Annotated in this window: 21 protein-coding genes and 1 pseudogene; 5 read left to right on the forward strand and 17 right to left on the reverse strand. The window is 49.4% G+C overall.

What is annotated here, in order from left to right; translation table 11 throughout:
- Positions 1 to 244 precede the first annotated feature (244 nt).
- Entirely contained in the window at positions 245 to 1,096 is an 852-nt protein-coding gene (locus H8S52_RS14215; RefSeq protein WP_117907188.1) for a CPBP family intramembrane glutamic endopeptidase, read from the reverse strand.
- 118 nt (positions 1,097 to 1,214) lie between these two features.
- On the opposite strand from H8S52_RS14215, the gene H8S52_RS14220 reads away from it, so the two are divergent.
- Positions 1,215 to 2,261 (forward strand): leucine-rich repeat domain-containing protein, encoded by a 1,047-nt coding sequence (locus H8S52_RS14220; protein ID WP_005655158.1) that lies wholly within the window; start codon positions 1,215 to 1,217, stop codon positions 2,259 to 2,261.
- A 90-nt stretch (positions 2,262 to 2,351) separates the two neighbouring features.
- Here the strand turns inward: H8S52_RS14220 and H8S52_RS14225 are convergent, their stop codons facing one another.
- Entirely contained in the window at positions 2,352 to 4,484 is a 2,133-nt protein-coding gene (locus H8S52_RS14225; protein WP_186910071.1) for a Tex family protein, read from the reverse strand.
- A gap of 130 nt (positions 4,485 to 4,614) precedes the next feature.
- Between H8S52_RS14225 and H8S52_RS14230 the strand changes: the two genes are divergently transcribed.
- Both H8S52_RS14230 and H8S52_RS14235 read left to right on the forward strand, forming a co-directional pair.
- On the forward strand, positions 4,615 to 6,360 hold the full coding sequence (locus H8S52_RS14230) for a bifunctional UDP-sugar hydrolase/5'-nucleotidase (protein ID WP_186910072.1): 1,746 nt from the start codon (positions 4,615 to 4,617) through the stop codon (positions 6,358 to 6,360).
- A gap of 43 nt (positions 6,361 to 6,403) precedes the next feature.
- Positions 6,404 to 6,745, forward strand: a complete 342-nt coding sequence (locus tag H8S52_RS14235; RefSeq protein WP_016661247.1) for a hypothetical protein — start codon at positions 6,404 to 6,406, stop codon at positions 6,743 to 6,745.
- Here the strand turns inward: H8S52_RS14235 and H8S52_RS14240 are convergent.
- A complete protein-coding gene (locus tag H8S52_RS14240) occupies positions 6,727 to 6,915 on the reverse strand; it encodes a hypothetical protein (protein ID WP_005655163.1) in 189 nt (62 codons plus the stop codon). The two genes, H8S52_RS14235 and H8S52_RS14240, sit on opposite strands and share 19 nt — an antisense overlap.
- A gap of 30 nt (positions 6,916 to 6,945) precedes the next feature.
- Here H8S52_RS14240 and H8S52_RS14245 point away from each other — a divergent pair.
- Together H8S52_RS14245 and H8S52_RS14250 are read left to right on the forward strand one after the other, a co-directional pair.
- Positions 6,946 to 9,243 (forward strand): annotated as a pseudogene (locus tag H8S52_RS14245) (TonB-dependent receptor domain-containing protein).
- Positions 9,244 to 9,314: 71 nt separating this feature from the next.
- Positions 9,315 to 10,193: an AraC family transcriptional regulator gene (locus H8S52_RS14250; protein ID WP_186910073.1), complete on the forward strand. Its 879-nt coding sequence runs from the start codon at positions 9,315 to 9,317 to the stop codon at positions 10,191 to 10,193.
- Positions 10,194 to 10,411: 218 nt separating this feature from the next.
- Here H8S52_RS14250 and H8S52_RS14255 read toward each other — a convergent pair whose 3' ends face one another.
- From H8S52_RS14255 to H8S52_RS14320, 14 genes are all read right to left on the reverse strand, one after another.
- Entirely contained in the window at positions 10,412 to 10,834 is a 423-nt protein-coding gene (locus H8S52_RS14255; protein WP_186910074.1) for a BT0820 family HAD-type phosphatase, read from the reverse strand.
- A gap of 17 nt (positions 10,835 to 10,851) precedes the next feature.
- Positions 10,852 to 12,618 (reverse strand): hypothetical protein, encoded by a 1,767-nt coding sequence (locus H8S52_RS14260; protein ID WP_186910075.1) that lies wholly within the window; start codon positions 12,616 to 12,618, stop codon positions 10,852 to 10,854.
- 18 nt (positions 12,619 to 12,636) lie between these two features.
- Positions 12,637 to 14,874 (reverse strand): hypothetical protein, encoded by a 2,238-nt coding sequence (locus H8S52_RS14265; RefSeq protein WP_186910076.1) that lies wholly within the window; start codon positions 14,872 to 14,874, stop codon positions 12,637 to 12,639.
- Between the two features lie 8 nt (positions 14,875 to 14,882).
- Entirely contained in the window at positions 14,883 to 15,443 is a 561-nt protein-coding gene (locus tag H8S52_RS14270) for a DUF3575 domain-containing protein (protein ID WP_060385156.1), read from the reverse strand.
- Positions 15,444 to 15,452: 9 nt separating this feature from the next.
- On the reverse strand, positions 15,453 to 16,148 hold the full coding sequence (locus H8S52_RS14275; protein WP_186910077.1) for a DUF3575 domain-containing protein: 696 nt from the start codon (positions 16,146 to 16,148) through the stop codon (positions 15,453 to 15,455).
- A 33-nt stretch (positions 16,149 to 16,181) separates the two neighbouring features.
- Positions 16,182 to 16,796 carry a hypothetical protein gene (locus tag H8S52_RS14280; protein ID WP_186910078.1) on the reverse strand — a complete coding sequence of 205 codons (615 nt, stop codon included), beginning with the start codon at positions 16,794 to 16,796 and terminating at the stop codon, positions 16,182 to 16,184.
- Between the two features lie 16 nt (positions 16,797 to 16,812).
- Complete coding sequence (gene gmd / locus H8S52_RS14285) at positions 16,813 to 17,895, reverse strand: GDP-mannose 4,6-dehydratase (protein ID WP_060385154.1); 1,083 nt, start codon at positions 17,893 to 17,895, stop codon at positions 16,813 to 16,815.
- 13 nt (positions 17,896 to 17,908) lie between these two features.
- Positions 17,909 to 18,628: a WecB/TagA/CpsF family glycosyltransferase gene (locus tag H8S52_RS14290; protein ID WP_060385153.1), complete on the reverse strand. Its 720-nt coding sequence runs from the start codon at positions 18,626 to 18,628 to the stop codon at positions 17,909 to 17,911.
- Between the two features lie 178 nt (positions 18,629 to 18,806).
- Complete coding sequence (locus H8S52_RS14295; RefSeq protein ID WP_186910079.1) at positions 18,807 to 19,907, reverse strand: GDP-L-fucose synthase; 1,101 nt, start codon at positions 19,905 to 19,907, stop codon at positions 18,807 to 18,809.
- Between the two features lie 8 nt (positions 19,908 to 19,915).
- On the reverse strand, positions 19,916 to 21,208 hold the full coding sequence (locus H8S52_RS14300) for an OmpA family protein (protein WP_186910080.1): 1,293 nt from the start codon (positions 21,206 to 21,208) through the stop codon (positions 19,916 to 19,918).
- Between the two features lie 30 nt (positions 21,209 to 21,238).
- Complete coding sequence (locus tag H8S52_RS14305) at positions 21,239 to 22,594, reverse strand: hypothetical protein (protein ID WP_186910081.1); 1,356 nt, start codon at positions 22,592 to 22,594, stop codon at positions 21,239 to 21,241.
- Positions 22,595 to 22,665: 71 nt separating this feature from the next.
- Positions 22,666 to 23,718, reverse strand: a complete 1,053-nt coding sequence (locus tag H8S52_RS14310; protein WP_186910082.1) for a mannose-1-phosphate guanylyltransferase — start codon at positions 23,716 to 23,718, stop codon at positions 22,666 to 22,668.
- Between the two features lie 38 nt (positions 23,719 to 23,756).
- A complete protein-coding gene (locus H8S52_RS14315; protein ID WP_186910083.1) occupies positions 23,757 to 24,086 on the reverse strand; it encodes a cupin domain-containing protein in 330 nt (109 codons plus the stop codon).
- 17 nt (positions 24,087 to 24,103) lie between these two features.
- Positions 24,104 to 25,144: a glycosyltransferase family 4 protein gene (locus H8S52_RS14320; RefSeq protein WP_186910084.1), complete on the reverse strand. Its 1,041-nt coding sequence runs from the start codon at positions 25,142 to 25,144 to the stop codon at positions 24,104 to 24,106.
- Position 25,145 lies beyond the last annotated feature (1 nt).

A 25,145-nucleotide genomic window follows, 5' to 3' on the forward strand; every position in this document is an offset into this window, starting at 1 on the left:
TAGTGATTAATAGCGTGTCAAAACAAAAAAGCGTTTGTTATTTTCAGTAGCATTCCCTTATTTGTTGCTTTATTAGGCGCATATTACACGGATTTATTTTATTAGGGGTAATATTACCAATTGCTTTTGGTAACATTACCCCTTATTCTTTTTCCCGTGAATTCCGTGTAATTCCGTGCCTAAAAGAAATCCTCAAATTACATCCCACTCCCGTCCCTAAACACTAACCGCTAATCACTAACCCCTATTTTCCGTGTATTTTTAAAATCAATCCTGTTCCCACTACCATCAGTACTGTACAGAGTATGGAGCCTTCAAAGCCGAAAGCGCCACCGTTTATCAGATTGGCTTCGGGCAGCCGAAGGGCCAGCAAGCCGTTGCAGAATTTATTTCCACTGACCTCATAGCCTAATACCGGGCCTTGTATCCAGTTCCAGAACCAGTGTAGAGCTATCGGGAAGCAGAGGTTGCGTGTGTATATATAGGATGAGCCTAAAAGGATGCCTGCCAGAAGTATGTTGATAAAAGACAGAAAGTCGAAGTTCGGATTGCCTATATGAATCAAGGAGAACAGGGCGGCGGAGAGGAACAAGGCACAAAACTTATTCACCCCGCTTTGCAGCAGGCGTTCCAATACAAATCCCCGCAATGCCAGTTCCTCTGTCACGGCTACCAGCAGGAAGAATACAAGGCTGATCAGTAAGGAAGAAGGATTGAATGCCACTCCTGCAATCTCTACCGCACCTGCCCACAAGGATATGCCGAACCCTACTGCATAAAGAACGGTTGCCAGCAGTATTCCCGACAGCCAGTCCTTCCAACGCATCGTTAAAGAGCGTCCGAGCCCTTCCAGTGAAAAGCCGCGTAAATGCCATACTATCCATGCGGAAAGGAATACGCCTGCCAGCATCAGCGTCTCGCTCAATATGAAATAGGACATCGTATCGGCCTCTTCCTTTCCTAACTTCAGCAATACGGTTGCGAAAGGGACGCTTATTATTGTAATGATGATGACGGCAAGCGCGGCGAATGAAACAATGTCGATTGCCGCTTTTCCAAAACGTTTGGCTTTGGATTCATTTCCGATGGTTTCCATGAAAAAAATAAGTTCGGTTAATTAATATCCGACAAAAATAGCAATAAAAAGAGAAATCATTATTCACGGTTGGCGCTTTCTTCTTATATTTGAAAATTAAATCAATCTGACACAAAACATGAACCTGAAAAAGATACTTTTAGTAGCCGGACTGGGCATTATGATATCGAACGTCTCCGCCCAGACTTCCAGGAGATATACTGTTGCCAAACCCGGTACTTTGGTGGAAATGCTCACCGAAGAAGAAGCGAACGAGATTACCCACCTTGTCCTGCAAGGCAAGCTGAACGCAGTGGATTTCCGCCACCTGCGCGATGAATTCAAGAAACTGCAAATACTGGACATCTCCAATGCATCCATCAGCATGTATGCCGGAAAGAACGGTACGCATCCCGACCGCTTTTACATCTATCCCGCCAATTGCATCCCGTCCTATGCTTTCTGCAAGCAGCTTGGCGACAGCACTTTTGCCGGAAAAACATCCTTGACGGAGGTAATCCTTTCCGACAAGACCAAGAACATCGAAGACGGCGCATTCAAGGGATGTACCAACCTGAAGATTTGCCGCATACGCAAGAAAACTCCCCCCAACCTGTTGCCCGAAGCTCTGGCGGACAGTGTAACAGCGATATTCGTCCCTCTGGGCAGCAGCGATTCCTATCGTCGCGGCAAACGGTGGGAGACATTCGCTTTCATAGAGGGCGAACCGGTAGGAGCTTTGGTGCAGATAGCCACCATGGGCAGCCTTGCCAGCGAACTGCTTCGTGCAGGCATACAGCCCAAAGATGTGAACTTCCTTACGGTAGAAGGTAAGATGGACGAGGCGGACTTTACGTTGATACGCAACTACATGCCCAATCTGGTGAGCGTGGATTTGTCCAAGTGCAATGCCACAACTATCCCCGAATACACGTTTACCCAAAAGAAATACCTGCTCAATATCAAACTGCCCCATGGCTTGAAGAGCATCGGCCAGCGTGCGTTCAGCGGATGCGGACGGTTGTGCGGCACCTTGGAACTTCCTTCCGGTGTAACTGCCATAGAGTACGGTGCATTCATGGGATGCGACAATCTTCGTCATGTCCTCGCCACCGGCGATAAGATTACAACTTTGGGCGATAACCTTTTCGGCAATGACAAGGACAAGCTGATATATAGGGATTAGGGGTTAGTGATTAGTGATTAGCGATTAGCGATTAGCAGGCTGCGCACTCACACCGCAAGGCACTAATCCCTAATCACTAACCCCTAATCGCTAACCGCTAACCCCAATCATCGTCAGTTGTATACGTTTCCGTTCGGTATCTACACTGAGCACCTTTACGCGTACCTGCTGATGGATGGATACAATCTCATTAGGGTTTGATACATACTTCTGCGCAAGCTGGGAGAGGTGTATCAAGCCGTTTTCCTTGATACCTATATCGACGAAAGCGCCGAAGTTGGTGATGTTCCCCACGATGCCAGGCAGTTCCATGCCTATGCGCAAATCATCGATTGTACGCACGTTCTTATCGAATTCGAACACTTTGATAGGTCCGCGCGGGTCACGCCCCGGCTTCTCCAGCTCTTGCAGGATATCCTTCAAGGTCGGCATTCCGACGGTGGGAGAGAGGTAGCGTTCCGGCTGTATCTTCCGACGCAGTTCCTTGTCGGCAATCAGTTCGGCCACGCTGCATCCCAGGTCCTTTGCCATCTGCTCCACGATGTGGTAGCTTTCGGGATGCACCGCCGTGTTATCCAGCGGATTCCCGGCATCCGGTATGCGCAGGAAGCCGGCACACTGCTCAAAAGCCTTTGCGCCCATGCGCGGAACTTTCATCAGCTCCTTGCGCGATGCAAATGCTCCGTTCTCGGCGCGGTAGTTCACGATGTTCTGCGCCAGTTGAGGGCCAAGTCCCGATATATACGTCAGCAGATGGCTGCTTGCCGTATTCAGGTTTACGCCGACCAGGTTTACACAGTTCTCCACAGTCTGGTCGAGGGATTTCTTCAGTTTGCTTTGGTCTACGTCGTGTTGGTATTGCCCCACGCCGATGGACTTCGGGTCTATCTTGACAAGCTCCGCCAGCGGGTCCATAAGCCGGCGGGCGATGGACACGGCGCCGCGCACCGTTACATCATATTCCGGAAACTCATCCCTGGCTATCTTGGAAGCGGAGTAGATGGATGCACCCTGCTCGCTGACAATGAAAATCTGCACTTCCCGGTTGAACGTCTGCCGTTTCAGGAAATCTTCCGTCTCGCGGCTGGCAGTGCCGTTGCCCACGGCGATGGCTTCGACCTTATAGGCCTCTATCATCTTCTGCAGTTTGGCAAACGCCTCTTTGCTTTGGTTCACCGGCGGATGCGGGTAGATATTCTCGTTGTGCAGCAGGTTGCCCTGCGCATCCAGGCACACCACCTTGCAGCCAGTGCGGAATCCGGGGTCTATCCCCATCACCCTTTTCTGCCCCAGGGGCGATGCCAGCAGCAACTGCCGCAGGTTTTCCGCAAAGACGCGGATGGCTTCATCGTCGGCACGCTCCTTGCTTTGCGCGGCAAACTCGGTCTCGATGGACGGTTTCAACAGACGCTTGTAGGCATCCTGCACGGCTTCCGCCACCTGCTTCCCGCAGGCGTTGTTGCTCTGTACAAACTGCCGTTCCAGCCGTTCCACACACTCCTCGTCGTCGGGGCTGATACTCACCTTGAGCAGACCTTCCGCTTCGGCGCGGCGGATGGCAAGCAGGCGGTGCGAGCTGCATCGCTTCAGGGGCTCCGAACAGTCGAAGTAATCCCGGTATTTGGCGCCTTCCTCCTCTTTGCCTTTTATCACTTTGGCGGTCAGCAGGGCTTGGCGTGCAAAGGTATTCCGCAGCATGTTGCGGGCGCGTTCGTTCTCGCTCACCTGTTCGGCTATGATGTCGCGCGCACCTTTCAGGGCATCGTCCGTATCCTTTACATCGCCTTTCACGAAGGCGGCGGCACGCTGTTCGGGATGAGGCTCGCGCTGGAGCATCAGCAGGGTAGCAAGCGGTTCGAGTCCTTTCTGGCGGGCGGCTTCCGCACGGGTTTTCCGTTTGGGCTTGTAGGGCAGGTAGATGTCTTCGAGGGCGGTGCTGTCCCACGTGTCGTCAATGCGCTTTTGCAGTTCCGGGGTCATTTTCCCCTGTTCGCGGATGGTGGCGACGATGGTCTCCTTCCGTTTCGCCGTTTCCTTCAGTTTTTCGTAATGGGTACGGATGGATTCTATCTGCACTTCGTCCAGTCCGCCTGTCATTTCCTTGCGGTAGCGGCTGATGAACGGGATGGTTGCTCCGTCGTCGAGCAGGGAGAGTGTCTGCTCGATTTGTTTTTCCGATATGCCGAGAATGGCAGCTATCATGCTGTGAAAGATTTGTGTCATGTCAGCTTCTTTTTTTGATAATGAGCGCCAAAAGTACGAAAAACAATCTTTCCCTACCGCCTTTTTGTGAGTTTTATTATATCTTTGCGCCGTTTACACATTATATGTTATACATTAACAGAACAACGAAATGAAAAGACTGACCTGCTGTCTTGCGTGGATGTTCCTGCTGATTGGAGCAGTTGCCGCGCAGGATAAAGAAGTAAAACTGAAAATAGTACAGACCAGTGATATCCACGGTAATTTCTATCCCCACGATTTCATCCTTCAGCGGGAGGCTGCCGGAAGCCTGGCACGCGTGCACGCATTCGTACAGAAAGCGCGCGAAACCTATAAGGACAACCTGATTCTGCTGGACAACGGCGACATCCTGCAAGGCCAGCCCACCGCCTATTACTATAACTACATCGACACGGTATCGCTCCACGTAACCGCCGATATGCTGAACTTCATGGGCTATGATGCCGCCAATATGGGCAACCACGATGTAGAGACGGGACGTGCCGTTTTCGACCGTTGGGCAGGCGACTGCCGTGCTCCGGTGCTGGGCGCCAACATCATCGATACCGTTACGGGCGAACCCCACTTCCGGCCCTACAAGGTGCTGGAGCGCGACGGAGTGAAGATTGCCGTCCTCGGCATGATAACGCCCGCCATTCCGGTGTGGCTCTCCGAGAATCTGTGGCGGGGACTCCGTTTTGACGACATGGAAGACACCGCCCGCAAGTGGATGAAGATAATCCGCGAAAAGGAGCGTCCCGATATTGTAATCGGTATGTTCCATGCCGGGCAAGACGCCTTGCTGATGGGCGGCAAATACCGGGAGAATGCCTCGCTGGACGTAGCCCGCAATGTTCCGGGCTTCGACATCGTGCTTATGGGCCACGACCATGCCCGCGAATGCAAGAAGGTGCAGAACGTGGCAGGCGACTCCGTACTGGTGATGGACCCCGCCAGCAACGGCATCGTGGTGAGCGACATCGACATTACCGTGACCCTGCGCAACGGCAAGGTTACGGACAAGCAGATTGACGGCGTGCTCACCGAAACCGCCCCTTACGGCATCAGCGGTGAATTCATGGAACGCTTCTCGCCGCAGTACGCCACCATTCAGGATTTCGTATCGAAAAGAATCGGACGCTTCACGAAGACGGTCTCCACCCGTCCCGCCTATTTCGGTTCTTCCGCATTCATCGACCTCATCCATACCTTGCAGTTGGACATCAGCGGCGCCGAGATTTCATTGGCGGCTCCCTTGTCCTACGACACGCAGATTAAGGAAGGGGATATTTACGTGTACGACATGTTCAACCTCTACAAGTACGAGAACATGCTCTATACCATGAAACTTTCGGGCAAGGAAGTACACGATGCCCTGGAGATGTCCTACGACCTATGGACCAACCGCATGACTTCGCCCGACGACCACATCCTGCTGCTCCGCGACCAACCCCGCGAAGGCGCTGCGGACAGGGCTGCCTTCAAGAACTTCAGTTTCAATTTCGACTCCGCCGCAGGCATTATCTACACGGTAGACGTCACGAAGCCGTGCGGCAGTAAGGTAACCATCCTCAGCATGGCAGACGGCACCCCGTTCCACATGGACAAGATGTACACGGTAGCCCTGAACTCCTATCGCGGCAACGGCGGCGGGGAACTGCTGACGAAAGGTGCGGGCATCTCCCAGGACGAGTTGAAGGAGCGCATCATCAGCTCTACCGACAAGGATTTGCGCTATTACCTGATGCAATACATCGAGCAGAAGAAGGTAATCGAGCCGCGTGCGCTTGGCCAGTGGAAATTCATTCCGGAGGAGTGGGCTGTTCCCGCTTCCAAACGCGATTATGAATTTCTGTTTGGTGCAAATCGAAATTAGTATTACCTTTGCCGTCCCTAACTCAAGAAACAAACCGTAAGACGTGAGAGGAATAAAAAGAACCATATGCGCATTATGCTTGCTGGCGCTCTTCGTGGCGTACCAGGCAAGCATAACGGCGTTTACCCACGTCCACTACGTCAACGGGGTGCTGATAACCCACTCGCACCCTTTCCATAACCAGCATTCGCACTCCACCGACTCGCTGATTGTCATCGGCCTGCTGTCGCACTTCAGTTCGGACACACCGGACTGCTGCGAGCTGCAACACCCGATGCGCTCTCTGTTGCAGGTGATGGAAAGCGAAACCGATACGCCCGTCATAAAGGGAAAAGCGTGTCGGATGCCCTCTCTCCGCGCTCCCCCTTATTCCGTTACCCTTTGATAGTGTTGTACCAACGCCTGGTATGCTCCATACCAACGTTGGGTATTCGTTGTACCGATGCTTGGTATTCGATGTACCAATCTTTGGTACTCGCCGTACCAATGTTTGGTATCCGTCGTACCTGCCTTTGGTACTTGCCGTACCAAGTACCGGTACAGAATTGGTATCATTAAGTAACTGAAATAAAAGCGATTATTCAAATGAAACAAATTATATTGGCGTTGATGCTTGCTGTGGCAGGTATCGGTGCAGCCGTTGCCGCAAACCCTATCAGGGAAGGCAACATGATTTCCGGCCATGTTCTTGTAAAAGGTTCGGAAGAGAATATACCGTATGCCACTGTTTTGATTGTAGGCAGCGGACAGGGAACAGTGTCCAATGAAGAAGGCTAGTTCGAGTTCAAGAACCTGCCGGCGGGCAAATATACGTTGCGCGTATCCGCCGTAGGCTATAAGACACAGGAAAAGGCAATTGAAGTAAACAAGGACTTTACGGCGGTGGTGCATTTCCAGATGGAAGAGGAAAGCTTCATGACCGATGAGGTCGTGGTGTCCGCCAACCGCAACGAGGTGAGCCGCAAGGCCGCTCCCGTGGTGGTGAATGTGATGAGCGCCAAGCTCTTTGAGATGGTGAACTCCACCGACCTTGCCAAGACGCTCAACTACCAGTCGGGCCTGCGGGTGGAGAACAACTGCCAGAACTGCGGTTTCCCCCAGGTGCGTATCAACGGTCTGGAAGGTCCGTACTCGCAAATCCTGATAAACAGCCGTCCCGTCATCAGTGCGCTGAGCGGGGTATATGGGCTGGAGCAGATACCGGTGAACATGATCGAGAGGGTAGAGGTGGTACGCGGCGGCGGTTCGGCGCTGTTCGGCGCCAATGCTGTGGGCGGAACTATCAATATTATCACCAAAGACCCCATTAACAACTCCTTCCAGGTGTCGAGCATGTTCTCCAACATGGACGGCAAGTCCTGGGAGCAGTACATGGGCGGGAACGTATCCCTGGTGGCCAAAGACAACTCCTATGGCATCGCCCTCTACGAAAGCTACCGCAACCGCAATCCGTACGACCGTGACGGCGACGGTTTCTCCGAACTGGGCAAGCTGAACATGAACACCTTCGGCTTCCGCGCCTACTACCGTCCCACGCATTTCAGCCGCATCAACCTGGAGTATCACACCACCAACGAGTTCCGCCGCGGCGGCAACAACTTCGACCTTCAGCCCCACGAGGCGGACATCACCGAGCAGACCAAGCACATCATTAACAGCGGCGGACTGAGTTACGACCTCTTCTGGCGCGAGTATAAGCATAAAATCTCCTTGTACGGCTCCATCCAGCACACCGACCGCAACAGCTACTACGGCGCACAGAAGGACATGAACGCCTACGGCAAGACGGACGACCTGACGTGGGTGGCAGGCGGCATGTACGTGGGCAACATGAATAACTGTCTTTTCGCCCCCGCCACCTTCACGGGCGGATTGGAGTATCAGAACAACTCCCTGCACGATGTCATGACGGGCTATCACCGCGATATGCAGCAGGATGTACGCATCGCCAGCGCCTTCGTGCAGAACGAGTGGAAGATGAACGTACTGACCATGCTCGTCGGCGCCCGTTTGGACAAGCACAACCTGATAGACAAACTGATATTCAGTCCCCGTGTCAACCTGCTTTATAAGCCTACCGAGGACTTCCAGGCGCGCCTGACGTACTCCACCGGTTTCCGTGCCCCGCAGGCCTACGATGAAGACCTGCACGTCACCGCAGTAGGCGGCGAAGGCGTGCAAATCAAGCTGGCGGACAACCTGCGCGAGGAGCGTTCCAACAGTTACAGCGGCTCGGTGGACTGGACCGCCCACCTGGGACACTGGCAGGCAAACATCCTTGTAGAGGGTTTCTATACCGACCTGCGCCACGTATTCGTGCTCGAGGACATCGGCAAAAACGATGTGGGCGATGTAATCAAGGAACGCCGCAACGGCAACGGCGCCCGCGTGTACGGCGCCAACCTCGACGCCAAGATTGCTCACGGCAAGGAAGCGCAGCTCCAGTTGGGCTTTACCGCGCAGCGCAGCCGCTACACCCGCGAGGAAGTCTGGACACAGGTGGACGGCAAGGATCTGACCACCAAGCGCATGCCCCGCACGCCCGACTATTACGGCTACTTCACCTTCTCGTCCGCTCCGCTGAAGAATTTCGACTTCTCCCTCTCCGGCACGTATACGGGCAAGATGATTGTACCGCACTATGCCGGGTACATCGCGGAAGACCGCATGGAGACCACGCCCCAGTTCTTCGACCTCAACCTGAAGCTGAACTATACCTTCGTGCTGCACGACCATATCAAGTTCCAACTGAACACCGGTGTGCAGAATATATTCAACAGCTTCCAGAAAGACTTGGATAAGGGCGAGTTCCGCGATGCCGGTTATTTCTACGGTCCCACGCAGCCGCGTACGTTCTTCATCGGCTTTAAAATAATGAATTAGGATAACATTCACGATTTTTAAACCAATAATTCCGTGAATAATCCTATATTTGCCGGCAAAGCGCATGAATAATGAATACAAAACAGATACGCAACGTTGATATCTCCGGTATACAACACCTGCCCATGATTGACTTTATCGGCAATGATTTCGCTATTTTCGATAATATAAGGGACATCCCTTTCACGCCATATCCAACGCGTCTGAACGCTGCCTGCTTTGCCGTCTGCCGGAAAGGCTGGTGCAAGCTGAACATCAACTTGCGGGATTATGAAATGCGTGAAGGGATGCTTTGCATCATCCTGCCCGAGCAGATTGTGCAGCAGGGCGAGCGTTCCGATGATTTTTCAGGCAGCTTCATAGCCGTGTCCCGCGACTTCATGGACCTGGTGATACCCACGATGCAGCAACTGTTTCCCATGTTCTTCATGATAAAGGAGCGGCCTTGCATCGCTGTCACTGCCGACGAGTTGCAGGCGTTCGAGGAATATCACTCTTTCCTGTGGAGCAAGGTGAAGCTGAAGGACAATCCCTACCGCAAGGAGATTACGCAGGGATTGCTGATGGCGCTGTTCTACGAGATATACGACATCTATCAGGGACATGCCGTGAAGGAGCGTACTCCCAAAAGCCGCAAGGAAGATTTGTTCGAACGCTTCATCCGGTACGTGTACGAGTTTTACAAAGAGGAGAGGAGCGTGTCCTTTTACGCAGACAAGATGTTCCTTACGCCCAAGCACCTCTCTACCATGGTGAAAGAGGTGAGCGGAAAGACGGCGGGCGAGTGGATTGACAGCCTCGTGATTCTGGAAGCGAAAGCCATGCTGAAATTATCCGAGCAGAGCATTCAGGAGATAGCCGACGAGCTGCACTTTGCCAATCAGTCTTTCTTCGGCAAATACTTCAAGCATCACACCGGCTTTTCGCCCAAGGAATACCGGAAACAGTAATATCCGGCAACCTCCCGGTTCCGGCAGGCAAATAAAAAACCGGACAGCTACGGCAGGAATCTTTTCCTGTGCTCCGTGTGCTGCCCGGTATTTTTTTAGTGTACCCTAAAAAACTAACCTTTCTCTTTCAAAAACTAATTTACTCTATCGTTTTCTAAATGACGTTGCAAATTTAAAGAGTTATTTTAAGGTACTGTTTGATATATATCAAAAAAGGATTATTTCCTGAACCGGCTCCAGAAACTGCCTCTCTTTTGTTGCGGAGTTTTATCGGTATCGCGATACAGCTCCTCATACGTCAGCTTCTCCTGAACCATGCGGTAGATGTCTCCCCAGTCGGGCAGGCCGCCCAGGTTGCGGTCGTCAATGAAGAGGTCCGCTTTCACCTTGCGCGAGAAGCCGTGATGGGCGGCATCCTCTTCGGGATAGTCCCGGTTGACGGCATAAAACTCCACGCCCCGTTCCCTGCACCATTCCACGGCCTCGTCCAGCAGCTTTCCTTCACGTACGGTCCACAGTATCAGGCGGTGGCGGTCTTTGATCAGCATCTTCAGCGTATCGGTGGCAAAAGGGATTTCGTTCCCTATTTTAGGGTAGCGGTGCTCTACGATTGTGCCGTCAAAATCAATGGCGATAGTCATGATGCTTATGTATTGCTTTAAAAACGGTAACTTGTTCCTATGGAAGCTCCTAAGACAAACGTATATTCTCCGCTTGTGTAGGTACGTGCCGAAGGAGTAATCTTGCCGTTATAACCTCTCAGATACTCTTCCGCAAAGATGCTCCAGCGGTCGTTCAGCTTGAAGCTCTGTTGCAGACCGCCCTGGATGCCGAAGTAATTCTTGTCTTCCATTTCGTGGTGCGTATAGACGATACCGGCAAAGGCGTTGAGGTCGAATATGCGGTTTTCGCTATAATTGCCTATCATGTTGGTAAGGTTCAGCATGTAGTCGGCGGTGACAGACAGCGGATACACACCCCCGTGCTGATAAGCATACCGTCCAATCTCGATGCTTCCTCTTACGGTAGACAGCGGAGTGTACTGGCGTCCCACACCCAAGCTTATCTGTTGTCCCAGCATATCGGGAATATCCTTCATCTTCACACCTGCGGTGCGCATGGGGAAGTTGGTTCCCACGGTGGCATACGCAAAGTTATAAGGCTGGAAGAAGCCGCGTCTGGCATCGAAGTCGGCCTTTCTTCTACGGTACTGTACACCGAACATCACGCCTACATTCTGCATGTGTCTGTCCTGTGTGATGCCGCTCTTGAACGGTTGCGTATAGAAGCTCTTGCTGTATCGCGCCTCGCCCGTAATACCGATTTGGTCTGACAGGAAATATACCAGTTGCATAGACCCCGTAGGACCGTGGAATGTACGAAGCTTCTTGGCATAGTCGCTGCTTCTGTGCGCCAGTGCTCCGAATTCGTAGCCGGCGGAAAGGTTCACTTCCAGTCTCGGGTCTTCCACACTCGGCGAAATCAGTGTATTCAGGTTCACCAGCACTTCCGCTCTGCCGCCTCCATACACTTCCTCGCTCTTGAAGTTGTCCGAATTGAACGTATAGTGGAAACCGCCGAAGCCGCTGATGCGCCATCCCAGCGGCATGAACCATTTACCTATTGCCAGTGAAGCGGCAGGACCTAACGTCTGTAGTCCGGACAGATTGTTGCGCACGGGCTTTCCGAAATCACCCTGCGTACCGATAGCCGCTTCTATGAACATATTATCGCCCATATCTTCCGATTTCATCCTGATGGGAAGACCGGTAAAGCGGTAGGTCAGTCCGGTGTACACGCCATATCCCACGTCATACCGTTTGGGGCAGTCCGCACCGTCTATTCCATCGGTATAGAGGTATAGTTTGGGTTCCACATACCAGTCCCAGTTTCTCGACAGATGATAGCGTGCCTGCAAGCCGCCGTGCACTCCGCCGGCTATCTTGGCATCCATACCGTTGCGCTTGCTCACATAGCCGCCTATACCCAATACGGTATACAGGCTGATGTGTGCGCCGCTTTTGTACCCGCCGATATAATCGGACAGGTTGAACAGGTGGTCCAGCTCGATGCCGCCCTGTTTCAGCTCGTCGTTGAAGCCGCCCAGCAGAGACACCCGGTAGGAGTTGAATGAACTTACATCCTTAGTCAGGGCAATCCCGCCGTTGAACCATGCCGGCAGTGAGGAACTACCCCTCAGTTTGTTCACACCGCCCATTACCGACAGGGAGAAATTCTTGCCCGGCTGGCTGTTGTTCACTTCTCTTCCCTGCGGGATATACCGTTTCTGCAATACATAGTCCATTGCATTGAAAGGCCTTTCGGTGCTGTCCTTCTTCAGGCTGTCGTCCTGCGCATGGAGCATTTCCGGCATTGCCGTACATGTGCAGATGCACAGTGCCGGAATCATATATTTCAATTTCATTTTCAATCCTTATTATGGTTATAGGTTAGACATATCCATAGCTGCCTGTATGATATCCTCGTTAAATTCACCGTCGTTCTGTGCGGTAGCCACGAAGCTCTTGTCGCGTTTGAAACATTCGGACAGGGCAGTCACCGTATTCATGAACTCTATCTCACCCTCTCTGGCAGACAAGGTCGCTTTGAAGTACCAGGTCAGTGCGCTGTCCTGCGGCAGTTTGGCAAGCGAAGCCTTGGCAGCGGCGTTGCCGGCGCGGTTATCCAGCGCCATGTACATCACCACTTCGTTCTGAGGAGATGAAGCCTTGATGGTTTCAAAAGTCTTTTGTGCACGTTCTTTTTCTTCCGGAGTCGTTCCGCCCTGGAAGTAGCCGCCCAAAGCCCATGTATAGGCTTTCAGCAGGTCGAATTTGCTGTCCTCCGGCAGAATCTTCACCAATACGCTGGCGTGCTCGAAGTCTCCCTTCTTGATGTACATGCACAGTTGGTTGGTCACCACTTCCAGCCGGTTCACGATTTCCGTACGGCTTCCGTCGGCATTCATGCGCGAATAGTCGGTGGAGTGGATGCTCAGGTCTATCAGCGGTTCCAGTATGGAAGTATCCACGGTATCCCTCTCCAGGTAAGAAGCCGCCAGGTTGTTGCCGGCAAGCGCCCACGGATGCTTTTGTTCCAGTGATTCCTCGTAGGCGCGGCGGTACAGAGCTTCCAGTTCCTTTTTATCGGTTATCAGTTGGAACAGCTTCCAGTATTCATAGCGTGTGTAATCACCTTTCAGACCTTTTTCTTTGTACAGTGCCATAACTTCCTCGTCAGTCGGTTCACGGTACACCTCATAAAGGCAGTTATAGTTCACCACGCGCAGTTCGTCCAGATAAGGCACGATGACGGTGGGATACCAGTCAAGCTGTTTCAGCGCTCGGCCTTGTGCCTCTATGCCTTTGTTCTTTGCCAGAATTTCTTTCACCTTGCCGGCTTCCGTACTTTTGCCGTCGCGTTCCAGCAGTTTCACCACTTCTTCCCACGAAGCCACTTCGGCATGCGGGTTGCGGTAAACACGCTCCAGAATATATCGTGGCAGTGCAGATGTAATTTCCTGTTCTATCTTTCGTACACGTCTTTCGGCAAGGTTCAGGTTACTGTTGTAATGACCGTCCGGAGAAGCCGTACCTATTACGTGGAACTCCTTCAATACCGTACCCGGAGATTCGGCTATCTCTTTCAGCTTGTTTCTCAGCATGGCAAGGCTTTGCGCATTTTCGGGTGTGTCCGTCAGTTGGTCGGAGTTGATGAGGAAAGACAGTTGTATCTTGTCCGATGTATTTCTTTTCTCTATCTGCGCCCTTTCCTTGTGCTGCAACGGATCCATCTGCTCCGAGAAGAGGTTGTATTGCAGGAACTTCATCGGGCGTTTGGTCTGACACGTATTGATTTGGTATGTTCTGGAGTTCGACGCGCTGTAATCTTCCAGGTTCACGATGGCAAAGCAACTGTAGTTCCGGTTGGGGTCGGGCACAATGATGGTATCCGTCCAGTCCAGGTTCATGGCCCTTGTAGTCAGCGCTTCCGCTTTGATGTACGGACGCAGCGGGTCACGGTCCATGTCATAGCCCATTTTGCGTTCCTGCGTCAGGGCATATTCCTTGCCGTCGTATACGGACGGGCGTGCAAAGGTCACCGTATCGTTCGTTTCGCAGTCCAGTACGTACGGCTGTATAATCAGTCGCGAGAAGCGGTTGCCGAAGTAAGGAGGCAGTTTGAAGGTATTGTACGGAATCAGCATGTTTCCGATCATCTTCGGTGCTGTCGGCTCCGGTTTCAGAACCAGCCGCATGGCGGTTACGGTCACACTCTCCAGCATCACTCCTTCGTCGATGCTCACATCTATTTTCATCTGATGTCTCACTTCCTTCAATACCGAGGGCGAGAGTCCCACTTTGAAAATCAGCGCACCGTTGTCCGGAACCAGTATCTCATAATACCCGTTCTCGTCGGTGGTCGTTTTCCCTTCCTGGTCCAGCAGCAATGTTTTCTCCTGGTCGTTGCTGTCCAGTATCTTCTTCATATCCTCGCCCACGGCTACGGTCTTGGCGGCATACACATCCACCGTCACGTCCGAGAAAGGCACTTTCCGGTTTTCGGCAATGTTATATACGGTACCCGATACCTTCACCATTTTCTGCGCCCAGGCAGTGCCGGTACCGCATCCCGCCACAACCAGAAGCAGGATCCATATTTTCAATCTTTCAGTAATCATTCTCCGTATTATTTAAAAATGTAAGTACACGAAATTCCCAGTCCCATGGGCATCACCTTGTGTCCGGTGGTGTTGTAGTCTCCCGGTGCCGGCAATCCCTTCTCGTAGCGTTTCTCCCTGTACCACATCAGTGATATTCCGGCGCTGAATTCTATGTTGAAGCGTTTGCCCAGCGGCAGTACATATCCGTACACCATTCCCGGGCCTACGGCATCGCCGAAGTGGTGTGTATCCGAGAACGTGGCGTCATACCTCATGCCCTGTATGCCCAGGCCTATGAAGCTCTGCACCATTGCCCGTCCGCTCACCCAGTATCTCACTTGCGCTTCCGCACCTTTGATGCTGCAATCCAGCGGGTTCTGGTCAAGGCTGTAGAAAGCTCCTGCCATAACGCTGGTCCGGTTCGATGTCACCAGTTCTAGCGAGAAGTTCGGAGTCAGGTTTCCCCAAAGCAGTGCGTTTGTTCTTCCGGCAATGAGCTGTGCCTGCGCATTACTTGCCGTGCATGCCAGTACAGCTATCACTATCAGCCTCGCCCATATACTTTTCTTTTTACAATCTTTTGTCATACGAATCTCTTATTTTTGTCTCTGACTGTACTTGTTTCTGATAGAGCTGAAGCGGTACACGAATCCTACGCGTATATCGCTCACTACGGGGTAGGGCAGGAAATGCCTGTCTCTGCTCTTTGTACGTATCAGGTGGTTATCTTCATATTTATATTTGTCATATTCGGCATAGGCTGCTCCCACACTCAGACCCAGGTCCAGGTCTATTGCGCCCTGTTTGCATTTGTATACGGGCAGCTGCCATCCGCCGGTCAGTCCGGCATGGAACATATCGCCGGCGATGCCTTTTCCCCATGCTCCGGCAAACTTGCTGTATCCGGCATAGAAGCCCCAGTAGTAGGTACGCCAGAATTTGGGAATCTTGGACTGTCCTGTCTTTACGGTAAAGGAAGGTTTGGCATATCTTTTCACTTCCAGTCTGTAATCGTTGATTTTCATCTGTATGCGTTCGTTCATACTGATTTTGGCATTGCCGTTCCATTTGGCGCCTATGCCCACTACCCACCGGTTGTCGGTAGAACTTGAAAGGTCAAATTCCACTTTGGCATTCGGCAACAGCAACAGCCAGTCCATTGCATTGGTTTCAAACGCCCACCGTTCTTTGGGCGAAATCTTTTCGGAGGTTTTCTGTTGGGCGTATGCTCGGACGTTTATCGCGCCCAGCATCGCCAGAAACAGAAACAGTACCTTTGTCCTATTTGTCATCAGTTGTCAATGTTTAGTTCTATATTCTGTATATCAGAAGTTGTAGGTCAGTCCGGCAGTCAGTGCTACCGCACCTTCACCTTTCTTTCCGCTGGCGCATCCGTCCAGCTTGTCCCCTACGAGATTACCTTTTAGCTCGACATTGATGTCCAGATGTTCCGATACCTTAAAGCGGTTCAGTACACCTACGGTAAGCACACCTGTGGTGGTATTCAGTCCGGGAGCGTTGGCCACACCGCCGCCCACCAGCGGAATGAGGCTGTATGTACGTTCCTCGTCCACACCGCACCACCAGTTCAGCACGTCCACCATGATGTCGGCATGATACATCATGAAATTCCATGATTCGCTTCTACCGTTCATGGCTTCGCCCGAAGCGTGCATTCCGCTTATCTGCAATCTGGCGCCTAATACGGGAGTAATCCATTTACCGCCGCTTACGTCACCCGTAATGGAAATGCGGTTTCCGAACTGTGCATGCATGTCATAGTCGCCTACGTATACTCCGGCTCCTACCGAACCGCTTACAAACCATTTCTCATTGGCCGGATAGGCCTCCATTTTGCCTTGTGCGGCAACGGTAGTCCCTGCCGAAGCAAGAACTACCGCTGCCAGTATCCAAGGTCTTAGACTAAAAAAATGTTTCATTATTTCGAAGTAATTGTTATTCTGCCATTTGGGCTTTCAGGTACAGCTTTTTCGCGAACTTCATATCATGTTCCACCATGATTCTTACAAGTTCCGGGAAGCTGGTCTTTGTCGGGTTCCAACCCAGCAGCGTCTTGGCTTTAGTCGGGTCACCCAGCAGTTGTTCCACTTCGCAGGGGCGGAAATATTTCGGATCCACTTCCACCACTGCCTTTCCTGTTTTCACATCGATACCTTTCTCGTTCACGCCTTCGCCTTCCCAGCGCAGTTCTATGCCTGCTTCCTTAAAGGCAAGTGTAGCAAACTCGCGTACGGTATGCATCTCTCCGGTGGCGATAACGAAATCTTCCGGTTTGTCGTGTTGCAGGATAAGCCACATACATTCCACATAGTCTTTGGCATATCCCCAGTCGCGGCGTGCATCCAGATTACCCAGATACAGCTTGTCCTGGAATCCCTGTGCAATGCGTGCGGCAGCCAATGTAATCTTGCGTGTAACGAAAGTCTCGCCGCGGCGTTCGCTCTCATGGTTAAAGAGGATACCGTTCACGGCATACATGTCATAGCTTTCGCGGTAGTTCTTCGTAATCCAGAAACCATACTGTTTGGCTACGCCGTAGGGACTGCGCGGGTAGAACGGGGTAGTCTCTTTCTGCGGCACTTCCTGCACCTTACCGAACAGCTCCGAAGTAGATGCCTGATAAATTCTTGTCTTCTTCTCCATGCCCAAAATGCGCACGGCTTCCAGCATACGCAGCGTACCTACCGCATCGGCTTCCGCCGTATATTCGGGTACGTCGAACGAAACTTTCACGTGGCTCTGTGCGGCAAGATTATAAATTTCATCCGGCTGCACCTGCTGTATGATGCGGATGAGCGAGCTGCTGTCCGTCATATCTCCATAGTGCAGGTTCACCAGGCGGTCTTTCTTCATGTCGCGTACCCATTCATCCAGGTACAGATGTTCGATACGTCCGGTATTGAACGAAGATGAACGGCGCAATATACCGTGAACTTCATAACCTTTGTCAATCAAAAATTCTGCGAGGAACGAACCGTCCTGTCCGGTAATACCGGAAATTAATGCTACTTTTTTCATTTTGTGTATTTTATTAATTTGATATTTTCTCTTTTAATAAGTGTCCCAGGAAGATAGTATTGCCTATGATATATCTTTTCCACATTCTCTTGGGTTCCTTGATGAGCCGGTAAAGCCATTCAAGGCTGTGTTCCTGCCACCATAAGGGGGCGCGCTGTATATTTCCCGCAAAGAAGTCAAACACAGCGCCGATGGTGCCGATCGGACCTTTTACATCCAATTCTTTCAGATGTGCGTATGCCCACTTTTCCTGTTTGGGGGCAGTCATTCCCACCCATAGCAAATCGGGCGTTACACGGTTCACCGCTTCTATCATCCGGCGGTTATCCTCTTCGGAGAATTCCGCTTTATAGGGTGGGGAATAGGTTTCTATCCGGATATTGGGATACAACCCGGCGGCTTTGGCCTTTATTTTCTGTAAAGTACCTTCGCTACTGCCCAAAAAGAAGCAAGTACCGCCTTTCGCGTTCAGTTTTTTCATTTCGTACTGAAACAGGTCCCATCCGGCAATGCGCTCTATCTTCTCATGCCGCAGCAGTTTAAATGCCAGTACGATACTCGCTCCGTCCGGAATCAGCGCATCGCCTTTCAGCAGAGCTTCGGCAAAGGCGGCATCTTTCCGTGCGGTATTGTAAGAATGTGCATTGATGGTGTTAATCAGCAGTTTGCCTTCCGGCAACGTGTCAAGTTCACCCGGGTGTCCCAGCAGTGAAATTGTTTTCAGTCTTAACATGTATGATAAGGAATATTTGCCGTAGAGTACGCTACGCTACTGCCTGTCACATAAGCGATTGTTACGGACAGGCAGATAATATAAGGAATGTTTCTCCGGCAAAATTAAGTCAAATGTATTTGATAGCCAAGAAAAAAATGAAAAATGTATAAATTTATCATCTTTTTCCTGGCTTTTCTCAATCTGTCCGGTGATTGATGCAGATACCTTTCAGATACCATTCGTACAACCGGTGTATGCCTTCGTCTATCTCCACCTTATGATGCCATCCCAGATTGTGCAGTTTGGTTACATCCGTCAGCTTGCGCAGCGTGCCGTCCGGTTTGCTTGCATCCCATCTCAGTTCGCCCTTGAAGCCGATTTCCGCCATGATTTTTTCCGCCACTTCCCTGATGCTGAGTTCTTTTCCGGTTCCCACGTTGATGTGGCAGTTGCGTATCTCTTTCGAACCTGCGGCATACGTATCCTTGAAGTCTACGTTCAGCAACACATGTACGCTGGCATCCGCCATTTCTTCGCTCCAGAGGAATTCGCGCAGCGGCTTGCCCGTGCCCCACAGCGTAACGGCTTCCGGCGTAATACCGAATTTTGCCAGCTTTGCCAGTATCTCCTCAGCGGTGCAGCTTCCGTTCACACCCTCTACCGGGCGCAGGTCTATATCCTTGCGTACGGCATCCCAGTTGCCTTCGTTCAGGCATTTGGCAAGGTAAATCTTACGTATCATGGCGGGCAGCACATGGCTGTTCTCCAGGTGGAAGTTGTCGTTGGGTCCATACAGGTTGGTAGGCATCACCGCTATGTAGTTCGTGCCGTATTGCAGGTTGAAGCTTTCGCACATTTTCAGTCCGGCAATCTTGGCAATGGCATACGGTTCATTGGTATATTCCAACGACGATGTCAGCAGCACTTCCTCTTTCATCGGCTGCGGAGCTTCACGCGGATAGATGCAGGTACTGCCCAGGAAGAGCAGCTTCTTCACGCCGTGTCTGAAACTTTCACCAATCACATTCTGCTGTATCTGTAAGTTCCGGTAGATGAAGTCCGCTCTATATTGCAGATTGGCCATGATGCCGCCCACATGGGCGGCAGCCAATACCACGGCATCCGGTTTCTCTTCATCGAAGAACTTCTTTACAGCAACTCCATCCAACAGGTCCAGCTCCTTGTGGGAGCGGCCTGTCAGATTAGTATATCCTCTTTGCAGCAGGTTGTTCCAGATGGCGGAACCCACCAGTCCGTGATGGCCTGCTACAAAAATCTTAGCGTCTTTTTCCAACATAATTTATATTATAAACCTTTTGATGCTTGTTTACTCTCTTTCACCTCACTGCGGCGTGCCTTTTCAGTATAGCGCAGTTCTTTTTCAACGGTCATATCCTTGCCCAGACCATACGTATGCAGTCTTTCGGGTTCTATACCCACTTTCACGAGGAATTTCTTCAAGGCTTCAGCACGTTTCAATGTCACCTTCTTGTTTATCTCTTCTCCACCTGTATGGTCGGCATAGCCGTAAATGTCAATCTGCACTTCCGGATTCTCTTTCAGTGTTCTGGCAATGGTGAAGAGTTCGCGTGCATACTTGTCCGTATCCAGTTTCCACTTTCCGCGTTCAAAGTACACGGCGGGCAAGTCTTTCGGGAAACCTTTGCATACCACTACTTCCGGAGATTTTTCAAGCACTTTCTGTTCGATGTAGATAGTATCGTGCACCACTTTCGTAACTGTCTTTGTAGCGCGCTTCCACATAGGCAGATAGCCCGGAGCGTACATGATGTTGTCTTTCTTTCCGCTCTTTCCATTACCTATCTTCCATACCAGACCTACTTGCGCGGTAAACATCGTATTTCTCTTGCAGTTACAGATGGTTTTGATGCCGTCAAATTTGTTGTTGTTAATCCACATCATGCCGCCTTTCAACTGGGCGTCCAGATGTTTGTTGATGCGGTAACGCAATGCTACATCTCCACCCAGTCCCAGATTGACTTTATTGCTCAGCTTATCTGCAAACCGGTTTCCACAGCCTTTTTCTTCCACTTCGGTTGAGAATTTCTGCATGTATATACCCGGAGCTACCAGTAATGCCCACCGGCGATTGCCATCGCTGCGTCGGAACAGGTTAAACATATTCACTTCAAAATTCAGTCCGAAGTTCCACATTGTGATGTCACTGCGCAGCTCTTTGTAGTATTTGGCTCCTTCCGGAAAATCTACATTGTAATAGGTTTCCGCATTCGGCATGAGGATGAAGTCGTCTTCATAATCTCGCGAACCGGCTTTGTTGGCGGCATAGTCCACAGACAGCCGTATGCCGAACAACGGATTGAACTGGTATCCGCCTTGCAGTCCTACCATTCCGCCCCAATAACCGTTACCTTTGGTTACGGAACGGAAGTCTCCTGCAAAAAACGGAACACCGCCGTTAATACCTATGCTCCACCGTGAGTAATCATTGTACAAAGCTTTTTTGCTGGGATAATCCTTCCAGGGATCATCCACTTTTATTGTTTCTTGAGCCGAAGCATTCATGCCGGATAAGAATATAAGGCATGAAGCGGCTGCTATATTCTGTAACAATTTCATAATACTGTACTTTTTAAGTGACTGAATCAGTTATTTTTTTAGCAGTTCGATGCAGACATATGCCGGTTTTCCGTAGAAATATCCATTTTGGTTAGCCTGCAACTGTACGATTACTCTGTATCCCTCAATGGAAGTAATTCCATTTCCCGGATTCAGATGCTGTTTCATGAGTATTCTTCCGTCAGTTGTTATTTCTATATAGCTGTTCATATCACTGGCGGGTTTTCCACTCTCATCATAAATAATTCCGAGAGAATATATTACATTCAATTTTTGGGCTCCGTCATTTTTGGGACTTGCCTTTACATCATCGCCTTTAAGTATTTTTTGTGTCTCTTTGATTTCTACCAACTCGTTTCCTAAGTCTTCTACATCAGCAAGGATGTTACGTTGGTAGGTAATGTCATTAAAGTTGCTTAAGTCCAGACCAGTGGCAACATTTACCTTAGTATTACCTTGAAAGAAATCATAATCCTTGTTGCCATCCACTACTTTTCCAGGAGAGAAGCGTACTCCGTAATATCCACTCTGGCAACTGTTTCCGTCTGTTGCGTTTTCATTGAATACAACGGCTACCTGACATGCTAAATCTTTGGCACCAGAACTTGGCAATCCTTCCACTTCTGTGGCAGAAGCTGTTACCGTCAATGTTGCTTCATCATATTTTTCTACTTTTTCTACGGTAAACTCCGGACCTGCTTCCGCACTTCGTGTCACGGGAGTCACTTTTCGGCTGTCTATTGAAATAACATCTTTTTGCTCTATCATTTCATCTATTACCGATGCAGGCATCACTTTTACATTAATTTTCAGGGTATACTTGTTGCCATCTTGTATCAGAAGAACGCTTTGGTTGTTGAAATCTGGAATAATATCCATCTTTTTGATGCGATTGGCAAGTTCATCGATCTTGTCCTTCAATGCATCAATCTGACTTTGTAAATCGTTGATATTGTTTTCCAATGTATTGATTTTGCCAGTCAAATCTTTTTCCAGCGTATCAAGCAGTCCCTGGAATTTATTTTCCAGTTCTGTTAACTTTTTAGCCAGTTCCTCATCGGTAATGCCTTGATTGCCGGTTATGTTATCTATCTGGTCTTGCAGTCCTTTTATTTTATCGTTCAAATCATTAATCTTATCTTGCAGTTCGTCCTTGGCGGTTTCCAATGCCTCTTTCAGTTCTTTCAGCTGTGCTTCGCAATCGACATCGCAACCGCCTCCATTGTTTCCGTTCTGTAAATCCTCAATTTGCTTTTCGATAGTAGTAACCCTCTCTTCAAGACTGGTTATCTGCTCTTTAAGTTCGGTATAACTGTTTTCTCCCGCTTTCAGTTGATTACGGATGATTTCCAATTGACCGTCATAATCTTTTTGACAGCTGGTCATTAAAAAACAGCTGCTTCCTGTTAATAGTAGCATGACTATAAACAGAAACATTTTAGAATTTCTTTTCATAACTAATTTTGTTTTAGGGTAAAACGTTTAATATTTTGTTCTTCTTTCAAGCTACATACCAGCAGTGCACCGTTCCGTTCGGCAATGATATAGTCGTCCAGTCCTTCCACTACTACTTGTTTCTCTCCGGAAGTGTGTATAATACAGTTACGGCAGTTGTGCAGACTGATGTCATTCCCCACACCTGCATTTCCGTGTTCGTCCTGCGGTAGCAGGGTTCTTAGCGAACCCCAGCTGCCCAAATCACTCCAGCCGAATTCAGCAGGCAGTGTATAGATGCTTTCCGCTTTCTCCATTACAGCGTAGTCTATGGATATTTTCTCACAGGTAGGGAAGAGTCTTTCTACAGTGTCAGCCTCTTGTGCTGTGTAGAAATCCCGGCTCATTTTGTCCATAATAGCAGCCAGGTCCGGAGTAAACTTGCGTATGGCATCGGTTATGGTATCCACGTTCCACACAAAAATGCCGGCATTCCAAAAGTAGCTGCCGTGGGCTACGTATTCTTTGGCAGTCTTCACATCCGGCTTTTCTTTGAAGGCGTCTACCTTGTATATTTCAGTACCGCTAATCTGTTCTGCAGCCTGTATATAGCCGTATCCGGTTTCCGGACGGCTGGGTTTGATGCCTATCGTTACAATGGAGTTGTTTGTGGCGGTAAAATCGAGTGCGCAGCGCATTACCCGTTGAAATTCACCGGTGTTTATCACCAGCGCATCCGACGGAGTTACTACGATATTTGCCTGTGGATGCTGTTTCTTTATCTTCCAGCAGGCGTAGGCAATGCAGGGTGCTGTATTGCGGGCAGTCGGTTCTGCCAGGATGTTGCATTCGGGCAAATCGGGCAACTGTTCTTTTACAATATCCGTATATTTCTCGCTAGTCACTACCCAAAAGTTTTCCATTGGGCATAGTGGTGCAAATCGCTCTACGGTAAGTTGTATCAGTGACTTGCCGCATCCCATTACATCAATAAACTGTTTGGGATATTCAGGTGTACTCATCGGCCAGAATCGGCTTCCGATGCCGCCTGCCATGATTACAATATGATTTTCCATCTCTCTTTAATAGTAAATTTTGATAATGTATGTTTATATCAATGAATAGCACAACCTATGGTTATGATTTCAATGTCCGTAATTGCTTTTAAAGAATGCAGGGTATTGGCAGGTATGCTGATAAAGTCTCCACTGCCACACGTTATCTGTTCCTTGCCAACTGTCATACTTGCATCTCCTTTTTGAAACAGGAAGAATTCTTCCATGGTGGGGTGTAGGTGCTCTTCTGCTGCTTCTCCGGCTTTTAACCGGGTTACGGCAATTTGGGTGAGGGGAGTGGATGTTTCCTGATTGTTTAGTAATATCTGTTTCTCACCGATACCATGGGTGGTGGAAATAGGAATGATATCAATAATCTTTTTTTTCATTAACTTATCCTATCATCTTATGATATGAGCTTCGTATAGAGAGTTTCAATTTCTTTATTTATGGTTTTTATATTAAATGTAGTATTAGCCAAATGAATAGATTCCTGCGAAAGTCTATCACGTAGGTCTTTATCACGGATAAGTCTTTCTATTTGTGTTGCTAAACCGTCAATATCTCCAGGAGAAAAGAGTAATAAATTACTTCCTTCTTTGGCTATATCAGGTATTCCTCCTACTGGGGTTGTAATAACAGGAAGCCCATAACTCCAAGCATCTAATACTGCCATAGGAAACCCTTCTGCATAACTCGGAAGACAGAATATACTGGCTTCTTTAAAGGCTTTATCTTTTGCAGAACCATTTATCCAACCGAGGAAAATTGTTTGTCTTTCAATGCCAAGTTCTTGGGCTAAAGTTTTTCCTTTTTCAATTTCTCCATTACCGGCAAATACTATTTGCCAATCTGGATATAAAGAAGATATTTGAGCGAAAGCTTTTATCATATCTGCATATCCTTTGCGAGCATTTACGGTTCCGGCATAAAGTATTTGTTTTTTCTTTTGATACTTGTTGCTAAGCATTTCAGTGGTACATGGATTATAAATCACTTGTACTTTATTTCCTAATTGAAAAACTTGATTGACATTGTTTTTCCACATTTCTGATAAAACAACGACAACATCTGCTTTATTAAAGAGATAATGATAAATTTTTTGATATTTACTGTTGATAGTGGTTTCTGGTGAAAAGGCATGAAAATGTACTATTACTTTTTTTCTCCAAAGTTTAGCCCACCACATAAACACACATTTTCTTAAAGCAGAAGGAGGCTCACTTGTGTGTATATGTATTAATTTACAAAATGGGAGAAAATATAAAAATTCAGAAAATCCTTTTATAAAATACCATAGTTTACTTTTTCTATTTCTATCAATATGTGTTTCAATCCATTTGCAATGAAACTTTTTCCACTGTTCACCAACTTCGTGAGCTTTTATTACAGCAGTAATACCACCTCGTGTTTTTCGTGAGGTAGCTATAATAAGAACTTTATTCATA

The organism is Bacteroides sp. NSJ-48, assembly GCF_014287405.1.
Taxonomy (GTDB): domain Bacteria; phylum Bacteroidota; class Bacteroidia; order Bacteroidales; family Bacteroidaceae; genus Bacteroides; species Bacteroides stercoris.